This is a genomic window from Desulfobacterales bacterium (genome assembly GCA_021647905.1).
GTDB lineage: Bacteria > Desulfobacterota > Desulfobulbia > Desulfobulbales > BM004 > JAKITW01.
The window spans coordinates 1-23,662 of sequence record JAKITW010000007.1 but is presented as its reverse complement, the minus strand read 5'-3'; the positions used below and the strand labels follow the sequence as shown (position 1 = coordinate 23,662).

23 protein-coding genes and 2 tRNA genes are annotated in these 23,662 nt (G+C 59.3%); 14 read left to right on the top strand and 11 right to left on the bottom strand.

Translation table 11 applies throughout. The annotated features are described in order from the left end of the window. The 8 genes from L3J03_02195 (at position 1) to L3J03_02160 (ending at position 6,570) form a co-directional block, all read left to right on the top strand. Positions 1-1,062, top strand: coding sequence for an HD domain-containing protein (locus L3J03_02195; GenBank protein ID MCF6289804.1), 1,062 nt, complete (start codon positions 1-3; stop codon positions 1,060-1,062). Next, the gene (gene holB, locus L3J03_02190) at positions 1,062-2,054 is read left to right on the top strand and encodes a DNA polymerase III subunit delta' (GenBank protein MCF6289803.1); all 993 of its coding nucleotides are present in this window, start codon (positions 1,062-1,064) and stop codon (positions 2,052-2,054) included. The genes L3J03_02195 and holB overlap by 1 nt, the downstream gene beginning before the upstream one ends. A gap of 63 nt (positions 2,055-2,117) precedes the next feature. Beyond that, entirely contained in the window at positions 2,118-3,062 is a 945-nt protein-coding gene (locus L3J03_02185; GenBank protein MCF6289802.1) for a hypothetical protein, read from the top strand. Then, positions 3,059-4,972, top strand: coding sequence for a methionine--tRNA ligase (metG, locus tag L3J03_02180; GenBank protein ID MCF6289801.1), 1,914 nt, complete (start codon positions 3,059-3,061; stop codon positions 4,970-4,972). The genes L3J03_02185 and metG overlap by 4 nt, the downstream gene beginning before the upstream one ends. An 18-nt stretch (positions 4,973-4,990) precedes the next feature. Beyond that, positions 4,991-5,293 (top strand): YggT family protein, encoded by a 303-nt coding sequence (locus L3J03_02175; protein ID MCF6289800.1) that lies wholly within the window; start codon positions 4,991-4,993, stop codon positions 5,291-5,293. Positions 5,294-5,511: 218 nt separating this feature from the next. Further along, positions 5,512-5,679, top strand: a complete 168-nt coding sequence (locus tag L3J03_02170) for a hypothetical protein (GenBank protein MCF6289799.1) — start codon at positions 5,512-5,514, stop codon at positions 5,677-5,679. Between the two features lie 3 nt (positions 5,680-5,682). Beyond that, a complete protein-coding gene (locus L3J03_02165) occupies positions 5,683-6,267 on the top strand; it encodes a DivIVA domain-containing protein (GenBank protein MCF6289798.1) in 585 nt (194 codons plus the stop codon). A gap of 3 nt (positions 6,268-6,270) precedes the next feature. Continuing rightward, positions 6,271-6,570, top strand: a complete 300-nt coding sequence (locus L3J03_02160) for a DUF167 family protein (protein ID MCF6289797.1) — start codon at positions 6,271-6,273, stop codon at positions 6,568-6,570. Between the two features lie 20 nt (positions 6,571-6,590). Here L3J03_02160 and radA read toward each other — a convergent pair whose 3' ends face one another. The 7 genes from radA to L3J03_02125 form a co-directional block, all read right to left on the bottom strand. Then, positions 6,591-7,967, bottom strand: coding sequence for a DNA repair protein RadA (gene radA / locus L3J03_02155; GenBank protein MCF6289796.1), 1,377 nt, complete (start codon positions 7,965-7,967; stop codon positions 6,591-6,593). Between the two features lie 24 nt (positions 7,968-7,991). After that, complete coding sequence (gene hemW / locus L3J03_02150; protein ID MCF6289795.1) at positions 7,992-9,176, bottom strand: radical SAM family heme chaperone HemW; 1,185 nt, start codon at positions 9,174-9,176, stop codon at positions 7,992-7,994. Between the two features lies 1 nt (position 9,177). Next, positions 9,178-9,924, bottom strand: a complete 747-nt coding sequence (gene radC / locus L3J03_02145) for a DNA repair protein RadC (GenBank protein MCF6289794.1) — start codon at positions 9,922-9,924, stop codon at positions 9,178-9,180. 202 nt (positions 9,925-10,126) lie between these two features. Next, positions 10,127-11,563 (bottom strand): Asp-tRNA(Asn)/Glu-tRNA(Gln) amidotransferase subunit GatB, encoded by a 1,437-nt coding sequence (gene gatB, locus L3J03_02140; GenBank protein ID MCF6289793.1) that lies wholly within the window; start codon positions 11,561-11,563, stop codon positions 10,127-10,129. A gap of 3 nt (positions 11,564-11,566) precedes the next feature. Continuing rightward, the gene (locus tag L3J03_02135; GenBank protein MCF6289792.1) at positions 11,567-12,109 is read right to left on the bottom strand and encodes a hypothetical protein; all 543 of its coding nucleotides are present in this window, start codon (positions 12,107-12,109) and stop codon (positions 11,567-11,569) included. Further along, positions 12,096-12,269, bottom strand: a complete 174-nt coding sequence (locus L3J03_02130; GenBank protein MCF6289791.1) for a hypothetical protein — start codon at positions 12,267-12,269, stop codon at positions 12,096-12,098. The genes L3J03_02135 and L3J03_02130 overlap by 14 nt, the downstream gene beginning before the upstream one ends. A gap of 143 nt (positions 12,270-12,412) precedes the next feature. Further along, positions 12,413-13,018, bottom strand: a complete 606-nt coding sequence (locus L3J03_02125; GenBank protein ID MCF6289790.1) for a recombination-associated protein RdgC — start codon at positions 13,016-13,018, stop codon at positions 12,413-12,415. A gap of 340 nt (positions 13,019-13,358) precedes the next feature. Here L3J03_02125 and L3J03_02120 point away from each other — a divergent pair. Then, positions 13,359-13,434: transfer RNA gene (locus tag L3J03_02120), tRNA-Lys, on the top strand. Between the two features lie 16 nt (positions 13,435-13,450). After that, positions 13,451-13,528: transfer RNA gene (locus L3J03_02115), tRNA-Glu, on the top strand. Between the two features lie 83 nt (positions 13,529-13,611). Here the strand turns inward: L3J03_02115 and L3J03_02110 are convergent. Next, positions 13,612-14,235: an NYN domain-containing protein gene (locus L3J03_02110; protein MCF6289789.1), complete on the bottom strand. Its 624-nt coding sequence runs from the start codon at positions 14,233-14,235 to the stop codon at positions 13,612-13,614. A 376-nt stretch (positions 14,236-14,611) separates the two neighbouring features. On the opposite strand from L3J03_02110, the gene L3J03_02105 reads away from it, so the two are divergent. From L3J03_02105 to hflC, 3 genes are all read left to right on the top strand, one after another. After that, positions 14,612-15,502 carry a rhomboid family intramembrane serine protease gene (locus L3J03_02105; GenBank protein ID MCF6289788.1) on the top strand — a complete coding sequence of 297 codons (891 nt, stop codon included), beginning with the start codon at positions 14,612-14,614 and terminating at the stop codon, positions 15,500-15,502. 363 nt (positions 15,503-15,865) lie between these two features. Further along, complete coding sequence (gene hflK, locus L3J03_02100) at positions 15,866-16,978, top strand: FtsH protease activity modulator HflK (protein MCF6289787.1); 1,113 nt, start codon at positions 15,866-15,868, stop codon at positions 16,976-16,978. Between the two features lie 18 nt (positions 16,979-16,996). Beyond that, entirely contained in the window at positions 16,997-17,926 is a 930-nt protein-coding gene (gene hflC, locus L3J03_02095) for a protease modulator HflC (GenBank protein MCF6289786.1), read from the top strand. A gap of 12 nt (positions 17,927-17,938) precedes the next feature. On the opposite strand, the gene L3J03_02090 is transcribed toward hflC, so the two are convergent. Further along, complete coding sequence (locus L3J03_02090; GenBank protein MCF6289785.1) at positions 17,939-18,601, bottom strand: hypothetical protein; 663 nt, start codon at positions 18,599-18,601, stop codon at positions 17,939-17,941. 37 nt (positions 18,602-18,638) lie between these two features. Continuing rightward, positions 18,639-19,340: a thiamine phosphate synthase gene (thiE, locus tag L3J03_02085; protein MCF6289784.1), complete on the bottom strand. Its 702-nt coding sequence runs from the start codon at positions 19,338-19,340 to the stop codon at positions 18,639-18,641. A 196-nt stretch (positions 19,341-19,536) separates the two neighbouring features. On the opposite strand from thiE, the gene L3J03_02080 reads away from it, so the two are divergent. Beyond that, the gene (locus L3J03_02080; protein MCF6289783.1) at positions 19,537-20,865 is read left to right on the top strand and encodes a citrate synthase; all 1,329 of its coding nucleotides are present in this window, start codon (positions 19,537-19,539) and stop codon (positions 20,863-20,865) included. Here the strand turns inward: L3J03_02080 and L3J03_02075 are convergent. Next, the gene (locus tag L3J03_02075) at positions 20,862-23,519 is read right to left on the bottom strand and encodes a CBS domain-containing protein (GenBank protein ID MCF6289782.1); all 2,658 of its coding nucleotides are present in this window, start codon (positions 23,517-23,519) and stop codon (positions 20,862-20,864) included. The genes L3J03_02080 and L3J03_02075 overlap by 4 nt on opposite strands. Between the last annotated feature and the right edge of the window lie 143 nt (positions 23,520-23,662).

Below are 23,662 nucleotides of genomic sequence, written 5' to 3'. Positions count from 1 at the left end.
ATGAGATCGAACAAGGGAACATATATCAACAAGATCCGGGACGGCCGGGCGGTGACCGGACTATTTCTGGTCAAGGAGGTCAGCCGGGCCGAGACCAAAAACGGCAAGCCCTACCTGATTCTCACCCTGATGGATTCCAGCGGCGAGATCGGGGCCCGGCTCTGGGAGAACGTTGACCGGTTGCAGCCGTCCTGCCCTGCCGGCGGAATCATCGCCATCCATGGTCAGGCCCAGGCCTATAAGGGGGTAGTCCAGCTGAAGATCGATACCCTGGAGGCGGTTGATGCGGCCGCCGTTGATATGGGGCTCTTTCTCCCGGCCACTGACCTGGATATCCCGGCCATGATTGCCGAGCTCCAGGACCTGGTCAAGGGGGTGACCGAGCCTTTTTTGAAAAAACTGCTTCAGGCCTTTTTCCAGGACCCGGCTTTCCTTGACCGGTTCCAGCAGGCGCCGGCCGCCAAATCCATCCATCACGCCTATCTCGGCGGCCTGCTGGAGCATACCCTGGCCGTGGCCCGGCTGGCCGGCCGGATCGTTGACCTGTACCCCGGGCTTGACCGCTCCCTCTTGCTCAGCGGGGCCCTGCTCCATGATATCGGCAAGGTCGAAGAGTTCTCCTATGACGTCTACCCGTTCAACTATACCGACCAGGGCCGACTGGTGGGCCACCTGGTGCTCGGCGCGGAAATGGTCGGGGCCAGGGCAATAAAAATCCGCGACTTTCCCCGGGAACTGCTGGTGCGGGTCCAGCACCTGGTCTTGAGCCACCACGGCCAGCACGAGTTCGGTTCGCCCACCCTGCCGATGATCAGCGAGGCATTTGTTCTCAACTTTATCGATGACCTGGATGCCAAGCTCAACTATATCGGTCAACTGGAAGGCCGGTTGTCCGAGCCCGGGTATCAGTGGACTGATTTTCAGCGGATCCTGGAGCGTTTTCTCTTTCTCCGCGGCCGCGGGCAGGAGCAAGACCCGTCGTCAACCACGGCTGCGGAACTGCCTGAAGACAGCGGCAATGCGCCCCAGGAGACCCGGCAACAAAAGCTGTTTGGCCTGTAATGCATCCCTATTCCTTTGCCAACATCATCGGCCAGGACAAGGCCAAAAATCTGCTCATCACCTCCTTTTCCCGGAAAAAGATGGCCCACGCCTATCTGTTCCGCGGCCCGGACGGGGTGGGCAAGAAACGGCTGGCCTTGACCATGGCCGCCTTTATCAACTGTAACCACCCCCGGGGAACTGATGTCTGCGGCAACTGCTCCTCCTGCCGGAAGTTCAATGCCGACTCCCACCCGGACCTGCTCCATATCCGGCCGGACGGCGCTGGGATCAAAATCAAGCAGATCCGGGAGTTGAAGCATGCCCTCACCTTTCCGCCCTTTGAGGCCCGCACCCGGGTGGTGATCCTTGAGGATGTCCATACCATGCGCCGCGAGGCGGCCAACAGCCTGCTCAAGACCCTGGAAGAACCGCCGGCCGACAATCTGCTGATCCTGACGGCCGATGAGTCCGGGGTCCTCCTGCCCACCATTGTCTCCCGTTGTCAGGTGATCCCCTTTCATGCCCTGCCCTATGAACTGGTCGCCCAGGCCCTGTGCCGGGACCATGATCTGGACCCGGCCGGTGGTGCCACCCTGGCGGCGCTGTCCGAGGGCAGCCTGGGCCGGGCCGGGTTGCTGCTGGACCAGGAGTTACTGGACCTGCGGCAGGAGTTGATCGAGAACCTGGTCCGGCTATCGCCGGCAGACCCGGAGTCAGTGGGGATGATCCTGCGGCTTGCGGAAAGAGCGGCCGCATTAAAGGAGCAGTTGGGCGAACTGCTGGGCATGCTCAAAACCTGGTTCCGCGACCTGATGCTCCTTGCCGGCGGCGGCCCGCAAGAGCTTGTCACCAGCCAGGACCTGGCCGCCATCCTGGACACGGCTGGAAGACGCTGGAACATGGCGGAACTACAGGCAAAGCTGAAAATGATCCAACGGGCTGAAAAGGAGTTGCATCGCAACTGTAATCGCACCCTGGTGTGCGAGGTCCTTTTCTGGGGGCTCTTATAGGGTTAATATGATAAATTCGTGTAAACAGATATCATCCGATCCCTTTTACCAGGAACCACGGCATTGACGAACAAAAGCGAACCGCAGATTGACCGGGACCCGGCCCCGGAGCCCGGCGAGAGATTGACGGTCCTCTACCGGATCCAGTTCCGGGAGGAGGAGCAGGTATTCTCGGCGCCGTCCCGGCTGTCCCGGCTGTCCAAGGGAATTGTGGTCATGGTCCAGACCGATCACGGCCTGGAGCCGGGCCGGATTGTCGGCTCCACCCCCAACTGGCCGGACAACCAGGAGCGGACCAAGAAGATGAACCATACCATTATCCGCCGGGCCACCCGGGACGAGGAGGCCAAGTATGCCAAGCTCAAGGGCATGGAAGACCGGGCCTTTTCCTTTTGCGCGGGTCAGATCAAAAAGAACAAACTGCCCATGCGGCTGGTCAAGGTGGAGCGGTTTTTCAGCGGCAGCAAGATCATCTTTTACTTTACCGCCGAAAACCGGGTGGATTTTCGGGAACTGGTCAAAATTCTGGTCCAGGAGTTCCGCACCCGGGTGGAAATGCGCCAGATCGGGGTCCGCCACGAGACCATGATGCTGGGCGGGGTCGGCTGCTGCGGCCGGGAGTTGTGCTGCTCCTCGTTTATCAAGAAGTTCGAGTCGGTATCCATCAAAATGGCCAAGGAGCAGAACCTGCCGCTTAACCCGGTCAAGATCTCCGGGGCCTGCAACCGGCTGCTCTGCTGTCTCAACTACGAATTCGCCACCTATAAGTCGATCCGCAGGAAGATGCCCAAGGTCGGCAAACGGATATCCTATGACAACCAGAACTATAAGGTCATCCGTCATAACGTGATGAGCGAAACGATCACCCTTCTCGGTCAGGACGGCAAGGACAGGATACTTACCAAGGAGGAGTGGCGGACGGTCAAGCCCGCGCCAGGGGTCAAGAAAGCAGCAAACGACCCGCAGCCGAAGCGGACAACGCAAAATTCCCGCAAGGAAAAAGCATGAGTTTCTACATCACCACCCCTATATACTATGTCAATGCCCAGCCCCATCTCGGCCATGCCTATTCGACCATTGTTGCCGACACCATCTGCCGGTTCAAGCGGCTCTGCGGCGAGGATGTCCGCTTTCAGACCGGTACCGACGAACACGGCGACAAGGTGGTGGAGGCCGCGGAAAAGGCCGGCGAGGAGCCCAGGGAGTACACCGACCGGATCAGCGGAATGTTCCGCCGGGCCTGGCCGTTGCTGGCCATTGAGCCGGACAATTTTATCCGCACCACCGACCCGGAACACATCGAGACGGTCCAGGCCATTCTCCAGCAGGTCTTTGACCGGGGCGACATCTACCGGGGCAACTACTCCGGGCTCTACTGCAAGGGCTGCGAGCGATTTCTCACTGAAAAGGAGCTGGTTGACGGCAACTGCCCGGACCACCTGGCGCCGCCCAAAAAGATCACCGAACAGAACTACTTCTTCCGGATGCACCGGTACCAGGAATGGCTCATCGACCATATCAGGAACAACCCCGGGTTCATCACCCCGGAACGGTACCGCAACGAGGTACTCTCTTTTCTTGAGGATCCGCTGGAGGATCTCTGCATCTCCCGGCCCACCAGCCGGCTGACCTGGGGCATTCCCCTGCCCTTTGACCAGGAGTTTGTCACCTATGTCTGGTTCGACGCCCTGATCAACTATCTCACCGGCATCGGTTTTCCCGGCGGGCCGGATTTTGCCCGCTACTGGGAAGGCGCCGAGCACGTTATTGCCAAGGATATCCTCAAGCCGCACGCCATCTACTGGCCCACCATGCTCAAGGCCATCGGCCTGAAGCCCTACAAAAAACTCCATGTCCACGGCTACTGGAATATCAACGAGACCAAGATGTCCAAGAGCCTGGGCAACGTGGTCCGGCCCGGCGAACTGGTCGAGCGGTACGGGGTGGACACGGTCCGCTACTTCCTCCTGCGCGAGATGTCATTCGGCCTGGATTCATCCTTCAGCAGCGAGGGGATAATCGCCCGCCGGAACTCGGACCTGGCCAATGACCTGGGCAATCTCTTCAGCCGCTCGCTGACCATGCTGGCCAAATTTGCCGACAGCCGGGTGCCGGCGCCCGGGGCCGGCGAGGATATTGACCGGGAACTGGCCGCGGCTGCGACCAGGATGGTTGCGGAGTATACCGGTCTGATGAACGATTTTGCCTTTAACCGGGCCCTGCGAACGGTCTGGGAGGTAATTGCCCTGGCCAACAAGTATATCGTGGTCAATGCGCCGTGGGAACTGGCCAAGGATCCGGCCAGACAGGAGCGGTTGGCCACGGTCCTCTTCCACCTGGCCGAAACCCTGCGACTGCTCGCCCTGGTCCTGCAGCCGGTGATGCCGGAAACCGCAACCAGGATGAGCAAGGCCCTGGGTATCAAAACCGCGGCTGATCTCTGCTCCCAGGGAAGCTGGGGGCTCAGCATACCGGGCACCGCCATCACCACCGTGCCGTCGCTTTTTCCGCGGCTGGACAAGGAAGGAGAAAGCAAACCGACCAGGGCCGAGGCTGCCAAACAACCGGATCGGGCCGGGAAAGGCGTGGATGAGGCTTCATTGATCTCCTTTGACCACTTCAAAAAACTCGATCTGCGGGTGGCCGAGGTGGTGGCGGCGGAGAAGATCAAAAAATCGGACCGGCTCCTGAAGCTCACGGTCAAGGTCCCGGAAGAACGGACCGTGGTTGCCGGGATTGCCGAGTTCTACCAGCCGGAAGAACTGATCGGCCGGCAGGTGATCATGGTGGTCAACCTCAAACCGGTAAAGCTGATGGGGGTCGCCTCCCAGGGCATGGTCCTGGCGGCAAAAAGCGATGGCAAGCTGGTGCTTGCCACCGTGTCCGGACCAGTGGCCGCGGGCAGCAAAATTTCTTAAACCAGAGGAGTATCCAACATGTTCGTTCTCAGTAATTTTCTGATGTCCTTGGCCAATATCATCAGTATCGTGATCAGCGCCTATATCTGGGTTGTTATCGGCCGGGCGATTATCTCCTGGGTGAGTCCCGATCCCTACAACCCCATTGTCCGTTTTCTCAACGAGGTGACCGAACCGGTCCTTTCCCGGATCCGGCGGCTGATCCCCGCATTTGCCGGGGGGATCGATTTTTCACCCATGATCCTCATCCTGGCCCTTCTCTTTCTCCGCAGTTTTCTGGTGCCGACCATTACCGGGATCGCCCGGTCCATCGGCCATTAATCGGAAGCCGGAAGCCAGAGGCCGGAAGTCAGAGATCAGAAACCTGAAAAGACGATACCCATACCTCGCGAAAAACAATTTGTAAGGTTTCGGTAAACCCCGTACGTTTGAGGTTGAATCGGGAAAGGGGTTTTCTTATACCGAACGGTGTAGCGGACCCTGAGCCGCAGCCGTGACGGCAAAAGCGGAATTTGAAACAACTTCGGCAGGATATGCTTATGGCTTCCGAATCGCCGCCGCGGCGAAGCGAGTTCCTGCTTGATAGCCTGTTTATGAACAGCCGGCCCTTCTCAATGGAGCGGCCGTTGGTAGAAGAAGACCCCTTTCCCGACAGGAGGGGGGGTACTGAATGTTTACAACAATTTTACAATTTCCAGGAACCGTAACAGATGGCCATCACCCCGGAAGATATCCAGCACCAGGAGTTTCAGGTCCGGTTGCGCGGCTTTGATATGGACGAGGTGGATACCTTCCTCGAACAGGTGGCCGAGGAGTTGTACGCCCTGCTCCGGGAAAATGACCAACTGCGGGAACGGATCCGTGAGTTGGAGCAGGGCCGGGGGGACAGAACGGCCGGCCAGGCTCTGGAAAAGGCTGCGACCGAGGAAAAACTGATTGCCCTGCAAGAGCGGGTCCGGGACGAATTGCGCGCCACCCTGAACTGGTACCTGGAGCAGTTGGATCCCGCGGTTTCGCAACCTGTCGCAGCCACTCCCGGCCAGGAACCGGCAGCTTTGCCGGACCGTGATGAACTTTTTCAAAAGATGGAGATGCCCGGGCTTGAACCCGCCCCCCGGAAGGCGGCAGAGCCTCCAGGGCCCGACCCTGAGCCGCCGCCCGAGCCGAAAAAACCGGAAGCGCCGGTGGCCACGGCAGAACATATCGACCCCCTGTTCGGGCCTGAAACCCTGGATGACGATACTCCGGAACCAGCGATCACCTTTGGCGGGATCGAGGACAAGCAGGACCGTTGATCCATGTCCTATCTCCGCTCCGATGACAACGGCGTTCTTCTTACCCTCTACATCCAGCCGCGGGCCTCGCGCACCAGATTCCAGGGCCGACATGGCGATGCGCTCAAGCTGGCCGTCACCGCCCCGCCGGTGGACAACAGGGCCAACGCCATGGTGATCGACTATCTGGCCAAATTCTTTTGTCTGCCCAAATCCGCTGTCACCATCAAGTCAGGCCTGCAAAGCCGGACCAAACAGGTGCAACTGGCCCGCCTTTCCCCGGCCGAGGTCCGGGCCGTGCTTGACCGGGATCTGGCCCGCTGAACCAAAGGCTTGAACCCCGGTCAAAAAACCCTGTCCAGAAGTTCCGTTACCGTGGCCACCCCGATCAACTCCAGCGGGGTCTGTTTGCGGACCTTGGCCCCCAGTCGCGCCGCATTGCTGCGCGGCAGGATAAACCGGGTGAAACCCAGCCGGTAGGCCTCCTTGAGTCGCATCTCGATCTGGCCGACGGCGCGCACCTCGCCGGCCAGGCCGACCTCGCCGCAGACCACGGTGGCGGCCGGAATCGGCCGTTCGAGGAAGCCGGAGGCAATCGCGCTGATCACGCCCAGGTCCAGGGCCGGCTCGTCGATCCTGATCCCGCCGGCGATATTTAAAAAGATATCATTGGCCACCAGGGAGAGGCCGGCCTTTTTCTCCAGCACCGCGGTCAACAGGGCCAGCCGCTGGGGGTCGGCGCCGATGGCGGTCCGCCGCGGGGTGCCGAAGTTGGTGGAGCTGACCAGGGCCTGGACCTCCACCAGGATCGGCCGGCTGCCCTCAATGCTCGGCATCACCACCGAGCCGGGCACATCGACCGAACGCTCGGCCAGAAATATCTCCGAGGGGTTGTCCACCTGGACCAGCCCCTCTTCCTTCATCTCAAACACCCCGATCTCGTTGGTGGAGCCATAGCGGTTCTTGACCGTGCGCAGGATCCGGAAGGCATGGCCGCGATCCCCCTCAAAATAGAGAACGCAATCCACCATATGCTCCAGCACCCGGGGGCCGGCAATGGCCCCGTCCTTGGTCACATGACCCACCAGCACCACCGGGATCCGGCTGGTCTTGGCCAGGGTCATCAGCCGGGCCGCGGATTCGCGCACCTGGGTGACGCTGCCCGGGGCCGAGGGAAACTCCTCGGTAAACAGGGTCTGGATCGAATCCACCACCAGCAGGCCGGGCTGCATATGGTCGGCCATACCGATAATCGCCTCAACATTGCTCTCCATGGCCAGGAACAAGTCAGGGTGCAAGGCATTGAGCCGTCTGGCCCGCATCTTGATCTGCTGCACCGATTCCTCGCCGCTTACATAGAGAACCCGGCACCCCTGGGCCGCCATCCCGGCCAGCATGTGGAGCATCAGGGTGGATTTGCCGATCCCGGGGTCGCCGCCGATGAGGATCATCGAGCCCGGCACCACCCCGTTGCCCAGGACCCGGTCCAGCTCCGCGATTCCAGTGGTGGAGCGCTGATCGTCATCCTCGGGCGCCGACACCAGCGGGACCGGGATGGCGGTCGCGGTTTTAGTTCCGGTCCCGCCGCCGCGGGAGGCAGTGACCCGTTCTTCAACCAGGCTCTGCCACTCCCGGCAGTCAGGGCAGCGGCCCAGCCATTTACGGCTCTGATAGCCGCAGCCCTGGCAGATATAAACAACTTCCGGTTTCTTTGCCTTCATGGTCATCTCTTATCTCTTTTTCCCTTATACCAGCTGGCTCAACACTGAATCGGCCACACCAAGCCCCGGGCCGGTAAGGCGGAGCCGGTCTCCGCTGCCAGCCAGCCAGCCCTCTTTTATCAGCCGCTCCAGCAGCGGCCCATAATACTGGCGCGGCTCGAGCCCGAACCGTTCTTCAAGCCGGCTGCAGGAGATCCCGTCCAGCATTCGCAGCCCCATGATCACCGTCTCCCGGAACCGGGATTGGTGGTCCAGGCATTCCGCGTCTAGAAAAGGGGGCCGGCCGGCCGCCACCATCCGGACAAATTCCCCAGGATCCTCGACGTTGCGGATCCGCACCCCGGAAAAACAGGAGACCGCCCCGGCGCCGATGCCGAGATAGGGGCCGTTTTCCCAGTAATTGATATTGTGGCGGCAATAATAACCGGGCCGGCCGTAGTTGGAGATCTCGTAGCGCGTAAACCCGGCCTGGTTCAACAGCGTCGCGGTTACCTCCGCCATGGCCAGCAGGGTCTCCTCATCCGGCAGGTGCAGGTCGCCGGCCGCCAGCCGTCCGGCAAAAGGGGTGCCCGGCTCAACGGTCAGCTCATAGATCGCCAGATGCTCGGGCCCAAGCTCAAGGGCCCTGGCCAGGGTCTCTTGCCAGTCGGCCGTTGACTGCCTCGGCAGGCCATACATCAGGTCCAGGTTGAGATTGGCAAACCCGGCCTGCCGGGCCAGGCGCACGGCCCGGCGGGCATCGGCCGCGGAATGGGTGCGGCCCAGTTTCTTTAACAGCCGGTCGGAAAGGGACTGGACCCCGATGCTGAGCCGGTTGATTCCGGCCTGGCGCAGACCAGCAAGCATCTGCCGGGATACCGTGTTGGGGTTGGTCTCAAGGCTTACCTCGGGTTCAACTTCCGTGGAAAAGGGGTAGCGGCGCAAAAAAATATCGCACAGGGCCGCCAGTTGGTCAACGGACAGCCGGGCAGGGGTGCCGCCCCCGAAAAACAGCGAGGTAAATTGACGCGCCCGGACCCAGGGATTTTCAGCCATGGCCTTGGCCTGGTCGATCAACGCCCGGCCGTAGTCAACGACCTGCCCGTCCCGGTCAACAACAAAGGAGACAAAGGAGCAGTAAGGACATCTGCTCCGGCAGAAGGGGACATGCACATAAATGGTGGCAATCTCCTCGCCCTGGCCCGGGCCCGGCAGGTCGTACACCTCCATCTCAGCCCCGGTCCGGCTGGTTGAGGAGTTGGGCGCATCGGGAGCTGATATCGGTCATCAGGCCGTGATCGGCAAAGCTGTATACCTCTTGCGCCGCGCCGACCAGGAGATGGTCGAGCAGGGTGATGTTCATCAGGGAACAGGCCATGAACAGGGTCCGGGTCAGGTTGATATCCTGGGCCGACGGGGTCAGGCTGCCGGAGGGGTGGTTGTGGGCCACGATCAGCGCGGCGGCATTGTACTTCAGGGCCTGCTTGATTAATTCGCGCGGATAGATGGTGTTCACTGAAATAGTACCCTCGGCCACGGTCTCGGTGGCAATCACCGCATGGGCACCATCGAGAAAAACAGCGATGAACACCTCCCGCTCCCGGCCCCGCAGCAGGTGGACAAGGTAGTCGCCCACCTCGCGGGAGGAATGGATGTACTGCTTGCCGAGTACCCGCTGCTTGAGATAACGCCGGGCCGTTCCCTGGACAAAATGAAGGGCAAAGATGTTCTTCCGGCCCATGCCCTTTATCTTGATCAACTCCTCGGCCGGGGCGTCCAGCACCGCGGCCAGGGAGTTGTTGAAATGGGCCAGCACGGCCCGGGCCGTGTCCTTGCAGTCGATCCGCGGGGTGCCGAAACTGAGCAGCAGTTCGAGCAGTTCATCGTCGTTAAAGGCCTTGATGCCGCGGGCGAGGAACTTGTCCCGCAACCGCTGCCGGTGGCCGGCGCCTTTTTTTCGCCAATCGCCCTTTTCCATGAATCCCTCCTTGCCGATTGGAACCAAGGCAAGCGTTCACCAGCACCTCATCTTCGCCCATTTGGGCCTGCTCGAATAGCACCAGTATGCTTCGCTGTCCCAAATGAACGAATCTAAACCACTGGTAAACGCTTACGGGCATGAGGTTACCGTAATTCCGTACCCCCGGTGAACGGTTACGAACCACGGTGGTTGCAGGTGATCATTTATCCTTGGCCAACTCCCTGGCAAAGAGTTGATTGGCCAGCCTGGGGTTGGCCTTGCCCCTGGTCTTCTGCATCAACTGGCCGACAAAAAAGCCGATCAGCTTGGTCTTGCCGCCCCTGAAATCCGCCACCTGCCGGGGGTTGGCCGCGAGAATCTCGCGGACCATCCCGAGCAACTCGTCCGCATCGCTTACCTGGACAAGGTTCTTCTCCTTGACAATGGTCCCGGCATCCTTGCCGCTGGCCATCATCTCCGCAAACACCGTCTTGGCGATCTTGCCGCTGATGGTACCGGCCTCGATCATCTTCAGGAGCGCGGCCAGATTCTCCGGACCCACCGCGCAGGCAGTGATACCAGCATCCTCGTTGCGCAGTTCCCGCATCAGTTCGGTCATGATCCAGTTGCTGAGTTTTTTGGCCCGGGGATAGAGGGCGTGGGCGCTTTCGAAATAATCGGCCAGCTCCCGATCCGCGGTCAACACCCCGGCATCGTATTCCGGCAGCTCAAACTCGGTAATAAACCGGGACTTGCGCTCATCGGGCAGCTCGGGCATGGTGGCCCGGACCCGCTCGATCCACTGCCGGTCAATCACCACCGGCACCAGATCCGGGTCCGGGAAATAGCGATAATCATGGGCCTCCTCCTTGCCGCGCATGGAGGTGGTCACGTTTTTATCCGCATCCCAGAGCAGGGTCTCCTGCACCACCTCGCCGTTGTCCAGGAGCAGGTCCCGCTGCCGCCTCTCTTCATATTCCAGGGCCCTCTGCACGTTACGGAAGGAGTTCATGTTCTTCAGCTCGGTGCGGGTGCCGAGTTCCTCTTGCCCCTTGGGCCGAAGCGAGATATTGGCATCGCAACGGAAGCTGCCTTCCTGCATATTGCCGTCGCAGATATCCAGGTAGCGGAGAATGGCGTGCAGTTTTTTCAGATAGGCGGCCGCCTCCTCGGGCGAGCGGATATCCGGCTCGCTGACGATCTCGATCAACGGCACCCCGGTCCGGTTGAGGTCCACGTAGCTTTTGGACTCATGCTCGTCATGGATCAACTTGCCGGCATCCTCCTCCATGTGGATCCGGGTGAGCCCGATGCGGCGATGTCTGCCCGCCGCCTCGATTTCGACCCAGCCATGCTCGGCAAGGGGACGCTCGAACTGGGAGATCTGATATCCCTTGGGCAGGTCCGGATAAAAATAGTTCTTGCGGGCAAAGACGTTGGTTGCGCCGATCTCGCAGTTGGTGGCCAGGGCCATCCGGATGGCATACTCCACCACCTGGTGGTTCAAGACCGGCAGCACCCCGGGCATGCCCAGGCAGACCGGGCAGGTATGGGTGTTGGCCGGCGCACCGAAGGCAGTGGAACAACCGCAGAAAATCTTGCTCAATGTCTTTAACTGGGCATGGATCTCCAGCCCGATTACAGTCTCAAACTCCATTATTTATTTCTCCGCGGCGCTGTGGACCCAGGCCCTGAGCCCGGCCAGTTCCTGCTCCCAGTCCGGACCAATGCGCAGGGCAAGGAACATCCGGAACAGCTCGTCAATGATCCGGTTGACCTGCTCGATCATCCCCACCCGCTCCAGCACCCGGGCCTCAAAGGCCAGGGAATCGTCTCTTTCCTCGTCCGCGCCCATGGTTCTGGGCACCTTGACGCTGCGGAACTCGAACAGGGTGGCGGACAGGGTAAAATACCACTCATGGTCGCCGTATGCCAGCCGGATCCGGGCCTGCTCCAGTTTTTTACCCATCAACAGGCCGATCCGGGCCTCCTGGAGTTCGGTCTGCAGCCCCTGACAGATAAGCCTTTCGTGGGCCTCGCCCTCGCCAAACTCCAGCAGCATATGCTTTTCAAAGACCAGTTGGATATCGCCTGTTTCGGCCAGAAACACCGTGCCGCCGCGCTGGTTGCTCTTATACCAGAGCCAGGTGAGGAACTCCTGGCCCAGAAATTTTTTTTCAATTATGATATCAACAAGATCCATTATTTTTTCCCTGACCGGAATTGTAAACATTCAGTAAACCCCTCCTGTCGGGAAAGGGGTCTTCTTCTACCAACGGCCGCTCCATTGAGAAGGGTCGGCTGTTCATAAACAGGCTATCAAGCAGGAACTCGCTTCGCCGCGGCGGCGATTCGGAACCCATAACCATATCATGCCGAAGTTGTTTCAAATTCCGCTTTTGCCGTCACGGCTGCGGCTCAGGGTCCGCTACACCGTTCGGTATAAGAAAACCCCTTTCCCGGTCCAACCTCAAACGTACGCGGTTTACCGAAACCTTACCCGGAATTAGACAAAAATTGTTGGCCGCAATTGGGCCAGAGCTTCCTCGCCGTCTGGGCCGAGCAGGTGGCCGGCCGCGAGATAGGGTACCTGCATCACCAGGTGGACCTCGAAACAATCCTTGAAAAAATCTTCCAGCACCGCCTGGGCCTTTTTATTATTGCTGAAGAAAAGCACGGTGTTGTCAGCCAGGTTCCAGCACAGCTCATAGACCGATGGGGCGGGTACGGCCCGGCTGGCGAGCTGCTGACGGACCCGTTCCTTGATCTCCTGGCGATGGGCCCGGCTCAGCTTGGGGAGTTCACGTTCCTTCTTGACCCGTTCCTCTTCCTTTTTGGCGAACTTGTTCAAGATCGCCGCCGGCACCTTGCGCTCATCGATGCGCATGGCCAGGACGATATAATCTGCCACGGTGTAGGAACCAAAGGCGAAGCGGCTGTCGAACATGTTTCCAACCGACACCCAGCCGATGGAATACTCATCCAGGGTATCGTCGATGTCCCGGAAACTGAACCCGGCGACACGCTCGGCCACGAATTCAAAAAATTTTTCCGGCAGGTCGCCCTCAACCGCGTAGCGTACGTAACTGGCTGACCCGGAAAGAAATCCCATGGGAACACCTCCTGATTAATCCATGAAAAAAAAGAGCCGTGCCGACCGGCACGGCAGCGCCCACAAGCAGCCTTATTCACCCGTTTGTAACGAAATCACAGGGTAAAGGCGACGACCATTGAAACTCATCCGAGAATAGCAAACCTGGCAGCACTCCACAAGGAATTTGATGTCAGGGGGATGGCGCTTGGCCGGGTATTCGGAAAAATACGGCGCCCGGCCGGAAAACCCTGCTACCACCAAGCTGCAACGCCGTAGACCGGGAGAAGAAAATATACAAACCCACACCCAAGCTCTTGACATCGCCCCCGGGCTATTGTATGTAACCCTTCTTCCAAGTGGGTCGTTAACTCAGCTGGTAGAGTATCTGCCTTTTAAGCAGAGAGTCGCGCGTTCGAGTCGCGCACGACCCACCATCTTAAACAAAGACCTGTCCCCGTCGTCTAGCCAGGTCCAGGACACCGGCCTTTCACGCCGGCGACACGGGTTCAAATCCCGTCGGGGACGCCAAGTAATAAAAAGGGGTTAGCCGTGAATGGCTAACCCCTTTTCTTGTTTTCGGATAAATGGTTGGGGTAAATCTATCTCGACTCTTACCAGCCTTGCGGCTTGCGAATGGTAGATCCAGGGATGGGGGAAGGCAACTGTGAAATTTTCAAAACCCCTTTTCTGATTCTTTTGACAAAATGGGCATGCTTCTGGAGTTCCCGGGAGGGATGCCCGTTGATCAACGGAGAAAGCAGGCCGATCACTTTGTTGTGCTGTTCACGAACCAGGCGCAACGACTCTGCCAGATCACTATCATTCGATATGATCACGGCACAATCATACCTGTCAAGCCAGGCATCATTCAGGATATGAACCGCCATGTTGACATCAGAGCCCTTTTCCTCCGTCTTCATAACCTTAGCGAACTGAAGCGGATTGGTTAAAGGGTATTGCGGCGCCGAGACCGGATGGCTCAAAAAGTGGCCATAGTACACGGAAGCCTCGGGCACATATTTCTCAAGTGCCCGTATGTACGTCTTCTGACGGATCGGTTGTCCGGGATCGATATTCCCGGAAACAATGGCAGTGAAGTATTTAATTTCAGCGATAATATGGTGGGGCTGCAAGAGGTTGGCTGTTAACGCTTTTAAGTCCAACCACTTGTAGGGAGAACCCTTGAGGGCTCGGTAGTAGAGATTAAAACCATCAACATAGATCGATGTTCGCATTTATAACCCCAGAAAAAAGCAGGGGCCGCCGAAGCGACCCCGCACCCTAGGTCGAAACCATAGGGGTAGTAAACTTATTTACACTCTCTACATAATATAATCATCCTCTGTCAAGAGAAAAACCTTTACTTTATGCAAGCTCCATTGAATAAAAAACGGAAGAAAGCTGGTGGCTTTTTTGAGGGCTTCTCTTGTCCGTTTTAGCCGTTTTGAGCCACTTTTGTCATTTATAACCAACTGAAATCATGAAGAGGTGTGCTTTGAGTATGGCCTTTCACGCCGGCGACACGGGTTCAAATCCCGTCGGGGACGCCACATATACCCGGCATCCCGCCTTCTTTGGCATCATCCTTTGATCTCTGACCTCCGGTAATGTATGCCCCGCTCTCGACTCCAGACCGAAATCGCCGCAACGACCCCGGACAGACTACGGATTGAACTCTGGTCCCTGGTCCTGTCGGCCGTGGGCATTGGACACCGGGTCGAGCAGACCCCGGCCGACTGGATTATCCGGGTGGCGGCCGAGGATCAGGAACGGGCCCGGGCCGAACTTGCGGCCTTTGAGCAGGAAAACGCCAACTGGCCCCCGGTTCCACCGGCGCCGCGACAAAGTGCTGAACTGTTTTCTTCGCCGCCCACGATTCTCCTGCTCGGCGCACTTGCCGTATTTTTCGCAATCACCGGGTCTTGGAGTCCCAATGCCCCGTGGTTCAGCCGCGGGGCGGCCATTGGCAAGGCCATCCTTGTTAATGGCGAATGGTGGCGCCTGCTCACCGCGCTGACCCTTCACGCCGATCCGGCTCATCTCATGGGCAACCTGATCATCGGCGGATTTCCGGTCCACTATCTCTGCCGGGTCCTGGGCAGCGGCCTGGGCTGGATGCTGCTGTTGCTGTCCGGTGTTCTCGGCAACTACCTTAATATCGTTCTGCACGGTCCCAGCCATAACTCGGTGGGTTTTTCCACCGCCGTGTTCGGGGCCATCGGTCTGTTGGTGGGGTATCAGGCCATTACCAAACGGACCCAGGCACTCAGGGCGATCCTGGCGCCCCTGGCGGCCGGAGTCGCGCTTCTGGCTCTGCTGGGCAGCAGCGGCGAGCATACCGATCTGGGAGCCCACTTCTTCGGATTGATCGTCGGCATGATCCTGGGGGGCCTGGCCTGGACAATTCCCGCCCGTATTCTTGAAAGGGCATTGTTCCAGAACCTGCTCCTGGCAGGCACGATGTTTTCCGTGGTTCTCGCCTGGCTGGCGGCATGGGGATAAATAACGGTGCAGGGTGCAGGGTGCAGGGTGCAGGGTGCAGGGTGCAGGGTGCAGGGTGCAGGGTGCAGGGAATATCATATCCGAACCACGATCACTGCCCCATATTTTTCTGCCTGCCCGCCGTAGCCATCAGGCGAAGGAGGGTCCTCTGCCCTTCGCAGGGCGATTCTTCCGGATGAGAAACAAATAATCCTTGTAAACGGAAGGTTATTCTGCGATGATGTCAGATCATCCAATCCGAACTACGTGCAACAACCTCGTAAAAAATCGGAAAATCCCATCCCAATCACCGTTGCGTTTGACTCTGCCCCGGCCTCTTGGCCGGTGGTCTCATCTGTAGCGGCCAACTAAAAGAGGCTGATCATGGCTTGGCAAGACCAGCAATCGCCCCGGGGTCCGGGCAACCGTCCGCCATCCCCGGAGGACTTCATTTTGGAGATCGTCAAAAAAATCAAGGCCGCCTTTGCCGGCAAGCAGTCCGGCGGCGGTGAACCGCCAAAGCACGGCCAGGGCGCTGGCAAAGGCGGCTTCCCTTTTGGCGGGGTCAGCCGCATCATCGGAATCATCGCCCTGATCTTCCTCTTCCAGGTGGTCTATTCCTCTTTCTACACCATTGAACCGGGAGAACAGGGGGTGGTGCTCCGTTTCGGCAAGTACAGCAAGACCGCCCAGCCCGGTCTCAACTTCAAGATACCGCTGATCGACGAAGTGGTGAAGGTCGATGTGGAAACGGTGCGGAAGGAGGAATTCGGTTTCAGGACCAAGACTCCGGCCCGTCAGACCGTGTACCAGAGAACCGGCTATGATTCGGAATCACTGATGCTCACCGCGGATAAAAACGTGATCGACGTGGAGTGGATCGTCCAGTACAAGGTGCAGGACCCTTTTGACTTCATTTTCAAGGTGGTCGACATCAGCCAGGCGGTGCGCGACCTGTCGGAAACCGCCATCCGCCGGATCGTCGGCAATATGGACTTCGACTACCTTCTTTCCAACCGCGACATCCTGGCCGCGGCCACGGCCAAGGAACTGCAGTCCGTCCTTAACAACTATGAAAGCGGGGTGGACATCATGACCGTCCAACTCCAGGACGTCAATCCGCCGGATGCGGTCAAGCCGGCCTTTAACGAGGTCAACGAGGCGGACCAGGACATGAAACGGCTGGTCAACGAGGCGGAAGAGGCCTACAACCGGGTGATCCCCAAGGCCCGGGGCCAGGCCCTGGAGCAGTTGGAAGAGGCCCACGGTTACGCAGTGGAACGGATAAACCTGTCCAAGGGCGACACCTCCCGCTTCCTGGCGGTGCTCAAGGAATACCGGAGCGCCAAGGAGGTCACCCGGCAGCGCCTGTACCTTGAGACCATGCAGGATGTCCTGCCCTCCCTGGCTGACATCTATGTGCTGGACCGCGACCAACGTTCGATCCTGCCCTTTCTCAACCTCACCGGCGGGTCTCCCGCGGCTACAAAACCCTAAACTCCAGGAGGAGATGTTGTGAATGCGATTATCCGATATATAGTGATCGGCCTGGTACTGGTCGTCGGCGTTACCGTCTGGCAGGGTTTCTATATTCTGCCAGAAGGCAAACAGGCGGTGATTACCCAGTTCGGCCGCCCGGTGGGCACCCCGATCACCGAGGCCGGCCTCCATTACAAGACCCCTTTTATCCAGGAGGCCACCTTTTTTGAAAAACGGATCCTGATCTGGGACGGCGATCCCAACCAGATCCCGACCAATGACAAAACATTCGTCTACCTGGACGTCACCGCCCGCTGGCGTATCGCCGATGCCCTGGTGTTCATGCAGGCGGTCAAGACCCAGACCCGGGCCATGACCGTTCTCGACGACATCATCGACGGCACGGTCCGCGACCTGGTCAATAAAAACAACCTGGTGGAGATCATCCGCAGTTCGGACTGGTCGCCGGAAATCATGGTCATCTCCGGGGCCCAGGCCGAAGACGGACCGATCCGCTACGGCCGGGACAACATTGCCGCCCTGGTCCACAAGACCGCCTCCAAGATCACCCCCAAGTACGGGATCGAATTGGTGGACGTGATGTTCAAGCGGGTCAACTATATCGAATCGGTGCAACGCAAGGTATATGACCGGATGATCTCGGAGCGGAAACGGATTGCCGCGGAGAAGCGTTCCCAGGGTGAAGGCCAGAAGGCGGAGATCATGGGCAAGGTGCAGCGGGAGTTAAAAGAGATCACCTCCAAGGCCAACCGTGAGGCCCAGGAAATCAAGGGTAAGGCCGATGCAACGGCAGCCAGGATATTTGCCGATGCCTATAATCAGGACCCGGAGTTCTACGCCTTTTCCAAGAGCCTGGAGACCTATCGCAAGACCCTGGGCGATAACACCCGGCTGATCATCTCCTCGGACTCCGAGTTTTATAAGTATCTGCAGTCGATAAAATAAGGGCGGGGCGCTCTACTCATCCTCATCCATTGCCGGATAGGCGGGTCCCTGGCCGGGTTCAAAGGGGACCCGCCCTTTTTCATTGACCATGGCGTGCAGGGTGTTGATCTGCTTTTCCCGCTCCAGCCGGTCGCGCTCCAGTTGCTCGAACCGGCAGTTGCAGCCGATCAACTGACCGCCGCACCAGGGGCAGATCTCGGCCGGACAGCCGAAGACATGCTCCTCGCCGCTGGAAACCGCGCAGAAATGACAGAGTTGGTCGTTAAGATGGACCGGAACATAGACCGGAAACCGGTCCAGCTCCCGGTGCGCGGCCACAGATTCCTCCCGGTCCTTGAAACCGAAAAAATCAAGCACCTCCTTTTCCCAGATCCCCTCGGCGAGAGGCCCGAGAAAAGTGGCCCCCTGGCCGCCCACCGTGTACAGGTAATCGGCAACCAGGGTGGTGGCGCAGATCAGAAAAATCCCCTGCCGCCGCGCCAGTAATCGCAGCACGGTGATCGCGTCCTCCCGGGCCTCGGGCAGAAAGCTGTAGAACTCCTGAAAAAGGTTCAGGGCGATACTGTCCTCCCCGTGCCGGGTCAGCAGTTCGATGGCCGCATCCCGGTGCTGTCCGGGCACACCGTACTCCATCAGCAGCCGGATCTCCGCGGTCTGTTCAGCAAGGGTCTTCATAGTCTTTTCCCATTCGATATTCGATATTCGACATTCATCATTCCCTTTTATTATCCCGGGCCCGGCGGATTGCCTCCACCCAGCGTCTGGTTTCCGCCTCGATATTCCCGGCCCGGGTCAGGGCGGTGACCACCGCGATCCGGGCCGCGCCGGCCGCCACCAGGTCCGGGACATGGTCCGGCTTGATCCCGCCCATCACCGTAAAGGGCAACGCGGAACAGGCGGAAAATCGAGCCACCGCCTCCAGGCCGATAAAGGTTGAGAGTCCCTCCTTGGTCCTGGTGGGATAGAGCGGCCCGATGTTGAAATAGGAGGCCCCGCGTTCATCCACCGTGGCGGCCTGCTCGACGGTATTGGCGGACACGCCGATGATCAGTTCCGGCGCCAGTCGCCGGACCTCCCGGACCGGTAGATCAGAGTTGCCCAGATGCACCCCGTCGGCGTCGACCAGCAGGGCGATATCCACCCGGTCGTTGATGATCAGCAACGCCCCGGCCGCCCGGGTCAGTTGCCGGAAGAAAACCGCTTTTTCGTACAGGGTGCGGTCATCCGCATCCTTGTCCCGGAGTTGAACGATGCGGGCGCCGCCGGCCAATACCGCGGCCAGCCACTCGCGGTCGGTGCGGCCGCTGGCCAGCCGTTCGCAGGACACCGGGTATACCGTGACCTCGTCTCGAAAAATCCGCATCCGCCTGCCATGGACAGGGGTGTGGTTATGATCCGCTTCCATCGTCTTCATGGCCTGCCTCTTGAATCGTTATCAAATTTCTTCTATACTAATTTTTTTTGGGTGGACTTCACGAGATAAGCCTCAACTTATCCCGAATACAGGCTGCAACATCCTCCGGGCTGAACCGCCACAACGGTAATGCTCGCGAAACCGCAATCATCGTGTCCCTTACGGCCGGCACGACAGAATACAAGGAAATCTGGATATGTCGAAAGAAAAAAACACCCGGGAGCAGGCAACTCTGATCCTGGACGGAAAGACCTACCATCTGCCGGTCATCATCGGCACTGAAGGAGAAAAGGCCATCGATATCAGGAGGCTGCGGGCTGAAACCGGGCATATCACCCTGGACAGCGGCTTCATGAACACCGGCTCCTGCACCAGCGAAATCACCTTTCTCGAAGGGGCCCGGGGTGTGCTCAACTACCGCGGCTATCCCATTGCCGAACTGGCGGAGAACTGTACCTTTGTCGAGGTGGCCTACCTGCTGCTCCACGGCAGCCTGCCCACTGAAAAGCAACTCAAAAAATTCAGTACCCTGCTGGGCCGGTTTGCCATGCTCCACGAGGATATGATCCACTTCTTTGACGGCTTTCCGCCCAATGCGCAGCCCATGGCCATCCTCTCCTCAATGGTCAACACCCTGAGCAATTATTATCCGGAGATGATCGACAACCCGGCCGAGGATATCGACCGGATGGCGGCCCGGCTCCTCTCCAAGGTGCGGACCATTGCCGCTTTTTCCTATAAAAAATCCATCGGCCAGCCCTTGATCTATCCCCGGCACGACCTGACCTACTGCGCCAACTTCCTGAACATGATGTTCGATTCGCCGGTCAAGCCCTATACGATCAACGAGGTGGTGGTCAAGGCCCTGAACAAGATTCTCATCCTCCATGCCGACCATGAACAGAACTGTTCGACCTCGGCGGTCCGGCTGGTGGGCAGCGCCCGGGTCAATCTCTATGCGTCGATTTCGGCCGGAATCAGCGCCCTGTGGGGACCGCTGCACGGTGGCGCCAACCAGGCGGTGGTGGAGATGCTGGAGCGGATCTACGAAGAAGGCGGCGACTATATCAAATATCTCGACCGGGCCAAGGACCCTGACGACCCCTTCCGGCTGGTGGGCTTCGGTCACCGGGTGTACAAAAATTACGACCCCCGGGCCCGGATCATCAAGAAGGCCTGCGACCAGGTTCTTGATTCCCTGCATGTGGTCGATCCGCTCCTGGATATTGCCAAGGAACTGGAGGAGGCGGCCTTGAGCGACGACTACTTCATCGAACGTAATCTTTATCCCAATGTGGATTTCTACAGCGGCATCGTTTACCGGGCCATCGGCATCCCCACCAACATGTTCACGGTGATGTTCGCCCTGGGCAGGCTGCCGGGCTGGATCGCCCACTGGAAGGAGATGTGGGACGATCCCGATTCGCGGATCAACCGGCCGCGCCAGATCTATGTCGGTCCCAAACAGCGGCCTTTCGTGCCCATGGCGGAAAGAAAACCGGAAAACAACGGTCAGGAAGCCTAGGCATACCCCCCCTGGTCCGGCCCCAGGGGGTAATGTTTCTTCACAAAGGCGATCTCCCCGGCCCGGGTGCTTACCAGGCCGTCGAGCCGGGCCTCCAGAAGATGGTTGAGGATGGTACGGTAGAGCGGGCCCACCGGATAGCCCATTTTTTTGAGGTCACTGCCCCGCACCGAGGTGGTCACTGTGCGCAGTTTGGTGACGTACATCGAAACCGCCTTTTTGGCATTTTTCCTCCGAGCCAGGGCCAGCAGGTAGAGAAGCCCTTCATGTTCAAGTCCGTGCAGCAGCCAGTAGATCTCGCTGGGCCGCATGACCCGTCCCTGGTTCAGGACCCGGACGATCTTATCCCCCCTCTCCTTCATCCGGCGCAGCAGGAGACAGTACCGCTCCGGCACCTCGAAACGGGCACAGAAATTTACCAGCTTGCGCATGGAAAAGGGGGCCATCACCACCAGCAGGTAGACCATCCACGACCGGCAGGGCGTATCCAGGTAGAGGAGCCGATGCCAGGCCAGTACCTTCTGGGTTTCGGCCAGGGTGACTGCCAGCCGTTTGTCCAGTTTCAGCCCGGGCAGGATGAATTTGAGCAGGTCGAACCCGGCCATCCGCCGCAGGGCCGGCATCGGGTCCTCCTCGGACATGATCAGTTTGAGTTCCCCGAAACAGCGGCGGCCGCGACAACGGTCGAACAGGTTCATTTTCACCGCGTTCTTGAGCATCTTTTCGGTATGCTTGCCGATCTGAAACCCCATGCGCTGCTCGAAACGGATCGCCCTGAAGATCCGGGTGGGGTCCTCGACAAAGCTCAGGTTGTGCAGGATCCGGATCCGTCTCTCCTTGAGATCGCTCTGGCAGTTGAAAAAATCGACCAGGGTCCCGAACCGGTCCGGGTTGAGGTGGATGGCCATGGCGTTGATGGTGAAATCACGGCGGTAGAGATCAAGCTTGATTGAAGACAACTCCACCGTGGGCAGGGCCGCCGGATACTCGTAATATTCGAGCCGGGCCGTGGCCACGTCGATCTTGAACCCGTTGGCCAGAATCACCACCGCGGTTTTGAACTTCTCATGGGTGCGCACCTTGCCGCCCAGCCTTTGCGCCAGTTTTTTGGCAAAAGCGATGCCATCCCCCTCGACCACGATATCAAGGTCAAGATTTTTGATCCGCAGCAGCAGGTCGCGGACAAACCCGCCCACTGCATAGGCGGCCCACTGGTTCTGCTCGGCCACCTCGCCGATGTCGCGGAGCAGCACGATGATCTCCCGGCCGAGATGCTCCACCATCAGGCTGTTGAGATTGCGGTGCCGTTCGGCATAGGAGCGGTCCTCCCCGCCGGGCGGCTCGCCCGGGATATGACCGGGATCATTGACCAGTAGATTAAGCAGATCGGTGCGGGTGATAACCCCCTTGACCCCGCCCTGGTCATCCACCACCGGAATCAAGCGCTGGCGGTGCTCGATGATCATCTCCTGAATATCGGCCAGGGTGGCGGAAAGCGGCAGGGTGGCCACGTCGGTGGTCATGTATTCGCTCACCGGCAGGTCGCCGAGCCCGTGAAATATTGACTTTTCCACCACCCGGCGGGAGATCATCCCCAGGATCTTATGCGGTCCCTTGATCACCGGCAGCACCGTGATGTTGTAGCGGGTAAGGATCTCGTTGGCCTCCCTGATCGCGATATTCGGGCCCACCGAGATCACCGGCGCGGACATCAGTTCGCTGGCCACGCTCTGGGGGCGGACATGCTTGTGCAGCAGCCGCACCAGCTTCTCCTCGGCCTCGATCATGGTCAGATCCTTGACCGTGGCCGAGGCGGCGGAGGCATGGCCGCCGCCGCCGAACTCGCGGGCGATCTCGCCGGCATTGACCTCGGGAATCCGGCTCCGGACAATGAGATAAATCCGGTCGCCCATGCCGGCCAGGGCGAACAGGCAGTCAAGGTTGTCCATGACCATGAACTGGCGGACAATCAGGGAAAACTCGTCCACATATTCGGGCATGGTGAGCTTGGCCACCACGATGTCGATCCCCTGAATCGAATAACTGGTGGCCTGCCTGATCAGGTCGTTGAGCAGGGCCACCTGACTGGAAGTCAATTCCCGGGACACGAACTGGGATACCAGTTGCAGGTCAGCCCCCTGGGCAAGGAGCCAGGCCGCGGCCCGCAGATCATCGGGAGTGGTGGTGGAAAAGGTGAAGGAGCCGGTATCCTCGTAGATGCCCAGCAGCAGCAGCGAGGCATCCTCACGGCTCAGGGCGATCTTTCGCTCCTGAAAAAGCTGGCAGAAGATGGTCGAGGTGGACCCCAGCGGCCGGACCACTTCCACGCTGCCGTGCAGATCGCCGGGCATGTCCGGATGATGGTCATAGATATGAATTTCGATTCCTGGGTTGTCCAGGCATTGGGCCAGGTTGCCCAACCGGCGGGCCTGGCGGGTGTCGACCACGATCAGCCGGGTTACCTTGGTCAGATCGATCTGGCGGACCCGCTTGAATTCGTAAGTATAGGGAAGGGCCTGGCCCAGAAATTCACGCAGATTCCTTTCCTGGGACCCGGAAAAAACAAGATGCGCCTCTGGATAGAGTTGCTTGGCCGCCACCATCGCGGCCAGGGCATCGAAGTCGGCATTCAAATGGGTGGTGATTACCTGCATGGCGTATTGTTTCAGGGGTCAGGGGTCAGGGGTCAGGGGTCAGGGGTCAGGGGTCAGGGGTCAGGGGTCAGGGGTCAGGGGTCAGGGGTCAGGGGTCAGAAAATATTCTATTCCGGGCAACGACCAGCGCTCCATAGCTTGTC

Coding starts and splice junctions, on each gene's coding strand:
- metG (MCF6289801.1), top strand. CDS start 3,059: ATGAGTTTCTACATCACCACCCCTATATACTATGTCAATGCCCAGCCC.
- L3J03_02110 (MCF6289789.1), bottom strand. CDS start 14,235: ATGCGAACATCGATCTATGTTGATGGTTTTAATCTCTACTACCGAGCC.
- thiE (MCF6289784.1), bottom strand. CDS start 19,340: ATGAAGACGATGGAAGCGGATCATAACCACACCCCTGTCCATGGCAGG.
- L3J03_02075 (MCF6289782.1), bottom strand. CDS start 23,519: ATGCAGGTAATCACCACCCATTTGAATGCCGACTTCGATGCCCTGGCC.
- L3J03_02160 (MCF6289797.1), top strand. CDS start 6,271: ATGTCCTATCTCCGCTCCGATGACAACGGCGTTCTTCTTACCCTCTAC.
- radC (MCF6289794.1), bottom strand. CDS start 9,924: ATGGAAAAGGGCGATTGGCGAAAAAAAGGCGCCGGCCACCGGCAGCGG.
- L3J03_02170 (MCF6289799.1), top strand. CDS start 5,512: ATGGCTTCCGAATCGCCGCCGCGGCGAAGCGAGTTCCTGCTTGATAGC.
- L3J03_02135 (MCF6289792.1), bottom strand. CDS start 12,109: ATGGATCTTGTTGATATCATAATTGAAAAAAAATTTCTGGGCCAGGAG.
- radA (MCF6289796.1), bottom strand. CDS start 7,967: ATGAAGGCAAAGAAACCGGAAGTTGTTTATATCTGCCAGGGCTGCGGC.
- L3J03_02195 (MCF6289804.1), top strand. CDS start 1: ATGAGATCGAACAAGGGAACATATATCAACAAGATCCGGGACGGCCGG.
- L3J03_02175 (MCF6289800.1), top strand. CDS start 4,991: ATGTTCGTTCTCAGTAATTTTCTGATGTCCTTGGCCAATATCATCAGT.
- L3J03_02125 (MCF6289790.1), bottom strand. CDS start 13,018: ATGGGATTTCTTTCCGGGTCAGCCAGTTACGTACGCTACGCGGTTGAG.
- L3J03_02130 (MCF6289791.1), bottom strand. CDS start 12,269: ATGGGTTCCGAATCGCCGCCGCGGCGAAGCGAGTTCCTGCTTGATAGC.
- hflK (MCF6289787.1), top strand. CDS start 15,866: ATGGCTTGGCAAGACCAGCAATCGCCCCGGGGTCCGGGCAACCGTCCG.
- L3J03_02090 (MCF6289785.1), bottom strand. CDS start 18,601: ATGAAGACCCTTGCTGAACAGACCGCGGAGATCCGGCTGCTGATGGAG.
- L3J03_02105 (MCF6289788.1), top strand. CDS start 14,612: ATGCCCCGCTCTCGACTCCAGACCGAAATCGCCGCAACGACCCCGGAC.
- L3J03_02080 (MCF6289783.1), top strand. CDS start 19,537: ATGTCGAAAGAAAAAAACACCCGGGAGCAGGCAACTCTGATCCTGGAC.
- hemW (MCF6289795.1), bottom strand. CDS start 9,176: ATGGAGGTGTACGACCTGCCGGGCCCGGGCCAGGGCGAGGAGATTGCC.
- gatB (MCF6289793.1), bottom strand. CDS start 11,563: ATGGAGTTTGAGACTGTAATCGGGCTGGAGATCCATGCCCAGTTAAAG.
- L3J03_02165 (MCF6289798.1), top strand. CDS start 5,683: ATGGCCATCACCCCGGAAGATATCCAGCACCAGGAGTTTCAGGTCCGG.
- holB (MCF6289803.1), top strand. CDS start 1,062: ATGCATCCCTATTCCTTTGCCAACATCATCGGCCAGGACAAGGCCAAA.